Consider the following 9,926-nt stretch of genomic DNA (forward strand, 5'->3'; position numbering starts at 1 on the left):
ACATTTTACTGCACTTGGACTGGAAACGGTTTTGAAGGAGACCTGAACCGAGAGTTTTATTTAAAAATTTCTGGTGGCAACAAAAAACGATAGTGTGAGAGGTTGTTTTTTGGGATCTTTCAAAGTAAGGTGTTAGTGTATAAATATCACCATATTCATCAGGATCGTCATCAGTCACGTTTTTTTCCTTTTTTTTATATATGACCATATCTCATATATTTGTACCTGGCCAAGCTCAAGCTCTTGAAAAAAATAATTGGTAACTTCTTGACAATGAGATCCTGCAATGTCAAGCCATCTGCATATAGTATCTTTATCATATCCTGTGGCTCTTGCCGTTCCTCGTATGCTTCCTTTTTCAGGTATCATTGCCAATGTCCTAAGTACTTCTTCATCTGGGGTCTTAAGTCCAAAAAACATCGTACATCTGGTTTCACTGAAGCAATGTGTGCATGTATTGCATCTCAATAGCACACGATTTTTCGATCCGTATCTCTCTTTGACTCTTATATTTCCTTTACCCTTCTTACCGTAATCCGGGCAATCTTTATTCAAACAACAAAATTCTGATAAATCCAGTTCAGCAGGCTGTCCCAAAACTAAAAGCATGTGTACAAATCAAATGATATCCATCCTATATCGGATAATAACATTAAATTACAATTGATAATTGCCTAGTTGAGATAAAATATGATTGAATTGTATAATGTGAATTGGTTTTGGGACAGCTTGTCCGAATCCATTTATATCCCTCATAGATGGAATTACATTTAAACTATTTAAATATTGTCAATTAATTAGGAACACGACCCAAATGGGTTCACTAACCCTATTAAACTGGGATTTTAAAGGCATAAGATTAGTCAGCCCGACTTATCCCATATCCTCATTAAAAGCCATCACAACAGCCCCCAGGTTTGCAGGGTCATACATATCCCCATTCACAATAACCCTCTCCATGCCCTGGACATCATGCACATCCCTCTTCATAAATATAGTAGCACCCAGCAAGTACAGTTTAGGAAAAATCCCTAACATCTCAGGGCTGGGCTGTGCAAACCCCGGCGGCGAGCCAGACAGGTCGAACATATCCACCAGTTCCAGTTCCATAGGACCACTACACCTTTCCCTGCAACCAGGAGGCACTTCACCAAAGAACCTGGCAGTATGGCAGGAACGGGCATACGACACAGCAATAAATTCAGCATGACCGGCCACAGGCAGTCCAGTCCTAAGCGCAGCCTCAACCGTCCTCAATTCCAGGTCAGTCTCAAGAGCCGTAACACCCATATCCCTGAAAAATCCCAGTGTCCTGCTGTAGTTAAGATTGGTCTGCAAATAAGCATCTTTAACCTCTTCCGATTCATCCCGCAGCAAATGGTCCACCCACGGACATGCCTCAGACGTATGCACAATACCCCGCCCTGCCACCACAGCACTAAAACCATCAAGCATACCATCCCGATCCAAAGAGTACAGCACGCCCACATCATTGACCACCAGCCTTACACCATGCGGCAGCCCCCTGATAAATTCCAGCACCCGGTCATAATGTTTCTGCGGTGTGATGGGCGTGACCACTGCCAGGTCATCCACCTGTGAAGCAATCTCTGCCACCTCCCCAGGACTGGGTAACTTATGGACACAGCACTCGCTTCCAATACCCACATTCAACCCGAACTCCCTTGAAAGCTCAAGAACCAGTCCGATCTTTGCCATATCAGCAGTCCGTATCTCTATCACGCGTTAACCTCTAAATATATGAATCATTGATGGGCGTCTTTAAGTACTTGCATCTGTCCTGGTCACACAGCATCATCCAGAAAGGTATCTCCTCCAGCACCCATGCCTTTATCTCGCCCGGCACAGCACCGTCCAGGACCATATCAATAGCACTGCGGTAGGTCTGGATTATGGTTCGTATCATCTCAGGGTTCATGCACCTGCCAACCACTTTCAGGGCAGATACTCCGGCATCCATCAAATCCCCTATACTGCACAGCGAGCAGTCCGTCCCAGCATCCAGGATATTATGCAGCCTGCCGTCTTCCGACACCCTGTAATTCGCCCTGCACGGCAGTCCCAGGCTGATACTTTCATCAGCATTATGGATCAGGTGGCAGGTGCCATTAATATTAGAACACCCGAACTGCCCGAACAATTCAAGCTCAATTCCCAGGCCAGATAGCTGGCGTATCTCGTCTATGGTTATCTTGAACGGGAGGACTACTTTTGCTACCCCCATGCCCTTGAGCATCTCTAACTGCCCCCTGTTGAAATTATTAAGCAGCACACTGGCATGCATCGGAATTCCCAGGTCCATTTCATGCAGCAATGCCAACGCACCGAACTCGCCCACGATCAGTGCGTCCACCCCGGCATCCACGCCACGCATCACGTGCTCGATATACATCTCCTCAAGTGTATCAGCCATAAATGGGGTATTGACAGTATAATCCACAAGTACGCCCCTGTCATGGGCATACGTTACAATATCCGAAAGCTCGGCCTGATCTTTTGCGTTGCAGCTCCTGCCCCTGCCTGAAAGGTTCAGGTTCACAAGTCCAGGTGTCTCCAGGCCCAGGTAAATCTCATCAGCACCTGCTTCTATTACATTAACAGCCGTGGCCATGGATTCGGCAGGAGCCATAAGGTTCATCTTATTTTGGGAGCCCATAGATCATAATTCCTTAAGGGCCTGTGCGAGCATGGGCGCAACCGTGACCCTGCTAACTGCTCTTTCAATGGTATCAGTAGCGATCAGGTCCTTTACGCCGGAATGATATAGTTTGTTTACGGCACTGCCAGCCAGTACCGGGTGGATGCAGGCAACATATACATCGAGCGCACCCTGTTCCCCAAGCATTCGCACGGCCTCTGCCATAGTACCGCCTGTGGATATTATATCATCCAGTATCACCACATCCCTGCCCCTGACATCAAGGTTCTTTGGGCTTACTTCCACAGTGTCGCCACTTATCCGTTTCTTTTCCAGGTGATCATATTCGATCCCCATTTCCTTTGCAGCCGAAGCTGCCAGTTCTTTTGCACCCTTATCAGGAGCTAATATCACTGGATCGTGCAGATCCATAACACTGACAAATCGCCCCATCAAAGGTGCGACATTGACATTAACGGAATTGCACCTGAAGTAGTTGATTACAGAATCCTCGTGTATATTCACTGTAATCATATTATCGGCTTCAATGGTCCGGGCCACGGCCCTGGCACTGAGAGCTTCACCCTGGTTGAATATCTTGTCCTGCCTGGCATAGCCCATATAGGGGATCACAACATGGATAAGATCGGCAGAACTACATGCATCAATAAGCTGCAGCAGTAATATTAGATCCGAATCGGTTGTTGTACTCTGCACTATGACAGCTTCCGGGCCGATGTCATCCATGATACGGATATACTTTTCATCATCCGGGAACGTTTTGAACTTACACAGCGCAAGTTCGCAATTCAGTTCTGCTGCCACTCTGCTTGCTAAAAGTTGAGATGCGGGTCCTCCGATTATTTTCAAAGTCAAATCCCTCAAATAATCATTCTGGGCATGTAGTATATTCTAATATAACATAAAATAACGTTTTTATGGTTAAACAACAGTAACAAAAAACTTACAAATCCTCCCTCCCATTGATACCCCTGGACTTAGCTAAGTGGAAATCCGTGGTTCGTGACATATATGGCTGAAAACAGCTCTATATTCTATTTCCCCCACACCATGCTAAAAAGAAATACCTGATACATTACTTCAAATAACTATGGAAAAATTTATCATAGAATACCTTCGCAACATTAACTAAAAAATGGGGAACAAATCATAACTGCAATTAAAGTACCGCCGGAAAAAGAACCCGATTTCCTGATACCCGGCATCAAGAAGAACGTATTCGTCCTGGGACTGGTCAGCCTGTTCACTGACATTGCCAGTGAGATGCTCTACCCCATAGTCCCCCTGTTCCTCACCCTGGTATTAGGTGCACCCATGGCACTGGTCGGGCTTATCGAAGGAGCCGCCGAAAGCACAGCCAGTATCCTGAAAGTAGTATCAGGCTGGTATTCGGATAAGACCACAAAGCGCAAACCATTCGTAGTCGCCGGATACAGCATCTCAGCCATCTCAAAACCCCTTATGGCACTGGCATACGGCTGGCCACTTGTCCTGGTCGCCAGGCTCATGGACCGGACAGGCAAAGGACTGCGCACCTCGGCCAGGGATGCCCTCATAGCAGATTCCTCTGATGCCGCACACAGGGGCCGGTCATTCGGACTGCACAGGTCAATGGATACCATAGGTGCTGTTGCAGGCCCGCTCATCGCACTTGGGGTGCTCTACCTATCAGGCGACAACTACCGGCTGGTATTCCTTGCCGCCTTCATACCCGGACTGCTCAGCATCATACTGGTCACCTTTTTTGTATCAGAACGCAAGCGTCCGGTAACTGAACGGATATCGTTCAAGGTATCTGATTTTGGCAGGGACTATAAAGTATTCCTCTTAATAACAGCTATTTTCGCACTGGGTAACTCAAGTAATGTGTTTTTGATCCTGCGGGCAGAAAATCTTGGTTTTTCCTTCTACATGGTAATATTAAGTTATGTCCTGTTCAACATTGTATCTTCCCTTGGCGCATTTCCGCTGGGCACACTTTCAGACCGATGGGGACGGCGGAATATAATGAGTGCCGGTTTTATAGTCTTCGGGATTGTGTACTTTGGATTTGCATGGGTACATCAAAGTATCTACATCTGGCTGCTTTTCATAATCTATGGTCTATACGAAGCACTTACAGAAGGTATTGGAAAAGCCTATGTTGTAGATTTGGTCCCTTCAGGCAAAAGAGGGACTGCCCTGGGGATATACCATGCCGCTTCAGGGTTCATGATGCTCTTTGCAAGTATCATTGCCGGTCTTTTGTGGGATATTCTCGGCCCGTCTGCCCCCTTTATCTACGGCGGTGCAGTAGCGGCCTTATCTGCCATGTTGCTTGTCGTGCTTATGCCGGGTGATCACAGGTCGTAGCAGGTCACCGGGGTAAATTTATAGGTGTACAAACAAATTGTTTATTAAATAATAAATTATTGTAACTATTCAGCCTGTAAAACATTATCATAAGCCGTTACCCCTACTTATATAATATCTTTGCATTTATGAAATCGATATCGGAAGACATTAGCTATGAATGTTTCATAAAAAGCTAAAAATATACTTTCGTCATCAGTAGCCATTATTTGTATGGCTGAATAGTTACAAATTATTTATTATTTAACAAGGGGCTGGTTGCAGTGCGGTTCATAAGATTTCGTAGATATGAGGTAGCTAAAAGATACACCAAGATAGTGGATACTCTCCTGAACTATGAGTTTGACCACATTGTAAACCAGTTAGGACTCAAGCCGCTTCAGTCTATACGCTCAAGGATGAGGGCACAGAGATATAAAGGAGAATTGAGTGGACCTGAAAGGGCACGCTGCGTCCTTGAAGAGCTTGGACCCACCTATGTTAAACTGGGACAGATATTGAGTATGAGACCTGACCTGATCCCTATTGAGTACACAAAGGAATTTGAAAAATTACAGGATACGGTTGCTCCCATTGATTTTACTGATGTAGAAAATATGATACGACAAGACCTGGGCGCATCCATTGAAGACCTGTTCATGTCCTTTGATACTCGGCCCATTGCCGCTGCGTCCATCGGTCAGGTACACAGGGCCCGGCTCCATGATAATACTGATGTTGTCGTAAAAGTCCAGCGCCCGGATATTAAAAAAGTTATTGATGCTGATCTTGATCTTATGTACAGTTTTACAGGGTTTATCGAGGAACATATACAAAATGCAAAATTATATAGACCGACCCAGCTGGTCGATGAGTTTTCAAGGTCGATCCACAGGGAACTGGATTACAATCTGGAAGCGCAGAACACAGACCGCTTCTTTCACAATTTCAGGGACGACCCTCACATCTATATCCCAAAAGTATATTGGGACTGTACAGGCGAACATGTGTTGACACTTGAGTATATCAAAGGCGTCAAGGCAACTGATTTTAATGCTATTGATGCCATGGGATATGATAGGGAAAGTATTGCTAATGCAGGTGCAAAGGCATTCTTAAAACAGGTATTCGAAGACGGGTTCTTTCATGCTGACATCCATCCGGGCAACGTACTCGTAATGGAAGACGGACGCATTGCATTACTTGACTTCGGAATGGTCGGGCATATCACGGGTGACGTCAAGAATGCGCTTGTGGATGTGCTTATTGCAATGACCGAGTATGATATTGACCGGTTTATCGAGATCAGTTATGACTTTGGTATTACCTCAGAAAATGTAAATATACCTGCATTGAAACTAGACCTGCTTGACCTGCTTGATAAATATTACGGCAGGTCACTGAAACAGCTCGACTGCGGTGTAGTAATAGGTGAAATAATGGCACTTTTACGGCGGCATCAGGCAATGGTACCTTCAAACATTGCCCTGCTTTCAAAGGGGCTTATAACCATCGGGGGATTCGGAATGCAGATGGTGCCGGATTTCAATATCAGTGTGCTTATTGAACCTTATGCTAAAAGGCTGATAAAAAAGCGCATGCGTCCCGACATTATTTTAAAAAATACTGTGAAAGATGCTTCAAACCTGATGCGTTATATGCACAAGATGCCGCGGCAGATGTCGCATATCCTTGATTACGCAGAAAAAGGGTATATGACTATACAATTTGAGCATCATGGGCTTAACAGGATCATTACCGGATTGGATGTAAGTAGTAACCGGTTGTCATTCAGCATGATCCTGTCGGCTTTAATAATAGGCTCGGCCCTTATCATCCAGACAGGAATAGAACCTCACATATGGGGAATACCTGCACTTGGCCTGATAGGTTTTCTTGTTACTGGTATATTAGGGATGGGGCTGGTTATCTATATTCTGAGGACGGGACATATCTGATTACCATACTACCCGTTAAAGTTCTTTTTTCATGATCAGTGCATCCTCGCCATCAGTGTAGTATCCCCGCTCTACCCATGCAGGTACAAATCCTCGTTTCATATAGAAATGCTGGGCAAGGATATTACTTATCCTGACCTCCAGGGTGGCCTCATCTGACCCATTGTTTTTTAGGGTTTCACATATCTTATCCATTAACTGCGTACCTATCCCCATACTCCTGTACTCTTCCTTTACAGCCAGGGTAAAAACCCTGCCCCTTATCGGAATTGAAATGAACCCAACCACATACCCGACCGTTTCCCCATCCATTATGGCCACATAGAACCCGTCTGGCACGCTTTCATACAATTCCATGTAAACATAAGGGTCATGTTCACTGAAAACCTGCCGTTCTATTTCAATAACATCGTTGAAATCCTCTGGTTGGAATGGCCTGATAAATAACAAATATGACTCCAATTAATTATTGCAGGTTTAACAGGTCAATCAGTTCCAGTCCCTCTACACCCAGGGCAGAAAGCCGGTTTGTTATTTCATCAATACTAATAAAAATCTCATTCCGGGTTCCATCTTTAATAATTTCCTTAATGATAATTTCTTCTTTTGTGAACCCATTATTTAATATTTCAGAAATTATCTCCCCATACTGGGAAGTAATGATCTTAACAGAATCGAAAATTTCGTTACTTGCAATGGCATCATTTTCATCGATCTCTATAGATGTAAGGGTCTTTGAAGCTATGTTTGCCTCATTATCAACATATTCCTTTATGACCTGGATAAGTTCTCCCAGCTTATAGAAATCAACCTGTGGCAACAGGTCTTCACTGGATGTAATATCGGTTACCACCTCATCAATATAAATGATACTGGCATGCCTTATATCATCAGTAACCTTGATATTGATTCTTTTTGTACCCTTTTTATTTTCCAGGTCAAGCTGGAAATCATCATTGTTATAGATTCTTTTAATGATATATTCAGAGATGTTCAATTTCTTAATTCTGTCTTCTTTATGGATCAGGCCGCCCTTTGACCAAATCGGGATAAATATATCATTAAAGAATTTCTTTGTCTGCAATGTAACTTCATTATAGGTAACATCATAATTATATGAGAGACCGTTTATGTCTATCTTAATACTCCCATTCACATTTTCATTTCTGGCAGTGATAAGCTGTGTTTTATTCACATTATAAACCCTGGACCACAAGAACGGTTCAAGCTCTGTGCGTATCTGCTCTGCCATCTGGTCAACTTCATCCTTCGAGCGGGAAGTGAGGTCATCAAATACGATCTTCATCTGCTCCTTTTGCTTTTCAATACACCCCATACTAAATTCTTTGATTGTACCCCCACACTTCTCAACAAGTTCTAATGGATATTTTTTAAACAGGTTCTCCTGGAAATCATTGAGTTCATTGCTAAATTTTGTCAATACCGATGACTCTTTTTCAAACCTTTCCTCTTCTTTTTTAATATGGCTGTTTAACTCAATGGCCTTGTTTTCAATTGGAAGTATTTTCTCGATGAGATCAAGGAAATTGTTCAGGTCATCTATGAAGTTATTTTGTATAGGCATCTCTTTAGAATTTTGGAAAACAAATGTCATAGAAACCGAACTCTATAATTTATGTAACTCTAATAGTTTAAAAACATTCCTGATTCAATAGTGTTTGTTGATGCGGGAATATTCTTGTTTTTAATTTCATTTTCACAAATTCCACTGGTTATATATACATTTAGTTTAATTTTATACTTAAAATCTAAAAACTCTTCAACCAATGCTGGAATATAACTATGAAAGTGATCATACCTGCTGCCGGCACTGGAAAACGCCTTTTCCCCCATACCCATACCAAGCCAAAGCCTATGGTATACATTGCCGGCAAGCCCATTATCGGCCATATCCTGGACCGGATGATCGATCTTGAACCTGAAGAGGTCATACTGATTGTCGGGTACAGGAAAGAACAGTTGATATCGTATGTAGATGAACATTACAGTGATACATTCAACATACGGTATATTGACCAAAATGAAAGACAGGGGCTTGGGCACTCCATATACTTGACCAGAAAAGCAGTGGGTGATTCTGATATCATGATCGCCTTGGGAGATATGATATTCAAAGCCGGATACCTGGATTTCTATAAACAGCATAAGAATAACGGGCATTGTTCGGGTTCTATCGGTGTAAGGGAAGTTGACGAACCGGAAAAATACGGTATTGTCGAACTGGAAGCTGAATCATCGTGTATTAAACACCTGGAGGAAAAACCCTTACGTCCGGTATCGAACCTAGGTATTGCAGGTGTGTATTTTATCCAGGATACATCGATGTTATTCGATGTACTGGACTGGATGCTTGACAATAACATCCGGACGCGGGGAGAGTACCAGTTGACAGATGCACTGCAGGAGATGATAAAGCGCGATAGCAGGTTAAAGACCTTTACCGTGTCAAGCTGGTATGATTGCGGTCATGCCGGGTCTCTGCTTGAGACAAACCAGGTACTGCTGGACGAGAAGGAAAATTCAAATGGCACTTATGATATCGTTGATTCGGTTATTATTCATCCGGTGGCTATCGGGAATAATGTCAGGGTAGTGAATTCGGTTGTAGGGCCTTATGCTTCCATTGCAAGTGATACGATCATTGAAAATTCCATTATATCAAACAGTGTTATCGGGTCCAGAACGCATATCTCAAAGGTAAACCTGCAATCTTCCATTATTGGTGATGATACCAACCTTGTGGGGAAACATAATTCACTTAACATTGGTGATTCGTCCTCAATTGAGTTTTAGAAGTTTCGTAATAACCTACTAGACATAGTAACATAATATACATGATACCTGAGTTTGAAAGATAAACCTATCTACTAACTGTTGAACTTATTTATATCCTCTGTTGCTAGCGTTTTCCCACGTTTTGCTCATTTTACATTGTT

The 9,926-nt window shown here is 43.3% G+C and carries 10 protein-coding genes; 3 read left to right on the top strand and 7 right to left on the bottom strand.

From position 1 onward, the window contains the following. Window positions 1–174: 174 nt before the first annotated feature. The 4 genes from HF974_00820 to HF974_00835 form a co-directional block, all read right to left on the bottom strand. On the bottom strand, window positions 175–369 hold the full coding sequence (locus HF974_00820; protein ID MBC2696887.1) for a hypothetical protein: 195 nt from the start codon (window positions 367–369) through the stop codon (window positions 175–177). Between the two features lie 504 nt (window positions 370–873). Next, window positions 874–1,743, bottom strand: coding sequence for a hypothetical protein (locus tag HF974_00825; GenBank protein ID MBC2696888.1), 870 nt, complete (start codon window positions 1,741–1,743; stop codon window positions 874–876). Window positions 1,744–1,753: 10 nt separating this feature from the next. Next, window positions 1,754–2,677 carry a U32 family peptidase gene (locus HF974_00830; GenBank protein MBC2696889.1) on the bottom strand — a complete coding sequence of 308 codons (924 nt, stop codon included), beginning with the start codon at window positions 2,675–2,677 and terminating at the stop codon, window positions 1,754–1,756. Window positions 2,678–2,680: 3 nt separating this feature from the next. Beyond that, entirely contained in the window at window positions 2,681–3,529 is an 849-nt protein-coding gene (locus HF974_00835; GenBank protein ID MBC2696890.1) for a ribose-phosphate diphosphokinase, read from the bottom strand. Window positions 3,530–3,943: 414 nt separating this feature from the next. Here HF974_00835 and HF974_00840 point away from each other — a divergent pair, with 414 nt between their 5' ends. Together HF974_00840 and HF974_00845 are read left to right on the top strand one after the other, a co-directional pair. Beyond that, window positions 3,944–5,032 carry an MFS transporter gene (locus tag HF974_00840; GenBank protein MBC2696891.1) on the top strand — a complete coding sequence of 363 codons (1,089 nt, stop codon included), beginning with the start codon at window positions 3,944–3,946 and terminating at the stop codon, window positions 5,030–5,032. A 263-nt stretch (window positions 5,033–5,295) separates the two neighbouring features. Continuing rightward, window positions 5,296–6,969, top strand: coding sequence for an AarF/ABC1/UbiB kinase family protein (locus HF974_00845; GenBank protein ID MBC2696892.1), 1,674 nt, complete (start codon window positions 5,296–5,298; stop codon window positions 6,967–6,969). A gap of 15 nt (window positions 6,970–6,984) precedes the next feature. Here the strand turns inward: HF974_00845 and rimI are convergent, their stop codons facing one another. Genes rimI through HF974_00860 form a run of 3 tightly spaced genes read right to left on the bottom strand, consistent with a single transcriptional unit; the run spans window position 6,985 to window position 8,757 of the window. Then, window positions 6,985–7,419: a ribosomal protein S18-alanine N-acetyltransferase gene (gene rimI, locus HF974_00850; GenBank protein MBC2696893.1), complete on the bottom strand. Its 435-nt coding sequence runs from the start codon at window positions 7,417–7,419 to the stop codon at window positions 6,985–6,987. Window positions 7,420–7,435: 16 nt separating this feature from the next. Then, window positions 7,436–8,584: a hypothetical protein gene (locus HF974_00855; GenBank protein MBC2696894.1), complete on the bottom strand. Its 1,149-nt coding sequence runs from the start codon at window positions 8,582–8,584 to the stop codon at window positions 7,436–7,438. 29 nt (window positions 8,585–8,613) lie between these two features. Then, complete coding sequence (locus tag HF974_00860; GenBank protein MBC2696895.1) at window positions 8,614–8,757, bottom strand: hypothetical protein; 144 nt, start codon at window positions 8,755–8,757, stop codon at window positions 8,614–8,616. 15 nt (window positions 8,758–8,772) lie between these two features. On the opposite strand from HF974_00860, the gene HF974_00865 reads away from it, so the two are divergent. Next, a complete protein-coding gene (locus HF974_00865) occupies window positions 8,773–9,783 on the top strand; it encodes a nucleotidyltransferase family protein (protein ID MBC2696896.1) in 1,011 nt (336 codons plus the stop codon). Window positions 9,784–9,926: the final 143 nt, after the last annotated feature.

The sequence above is a fragment of the ANME-2 cluster archaeon genome (assembly GCA_014237145.1).
Lineage (GTDB): Archaea > Halobacteriota > Methanosarcinia > Methanosarcinales > Methanocomedenaceae > Methanocomedens_A.

What these genes read in the sequence shown, in the direction of transcription:
- HF974_00820 (MBC2696887.1), bottom strand. Translation starts at nt 369, where the DNA reads ATGATACCTGAAAAAGGAAGCATACGAGGAACGGCAAGAGCCACAGGA.
- HF974_00830 (MBC2696889.1), bottom strand. Translation starts at nt 2,677, where the DNA reads ATGGGCTCCCAAAATAAGATGAACCTTATGGCTCCTGCCGAATCCATG.
- HF974_00840 (MBC2696891.1), top strand. Translation starts at nt 3,944, where the DNA reads ATGCTCTACCCCATAGTCCCCCTGTTCCTCACCCTGGTATTAGGTGCA.
- HF974_00855 (MBC2696894.1), bottom strand. Translation starts at nt 8,584, where the DNA reads ATGACATTTGTTTTCCAAAATTCTAAAGAGATGCCTATACAAAATAAC.
- HF974_00865 (MBC2696896.1), top strand. Translation starts at nt 8,773, where the DNA reads ATGAAAGTGATCATACCTGCTGCCGGCACTGGAAAACGCCTTTTCCCC.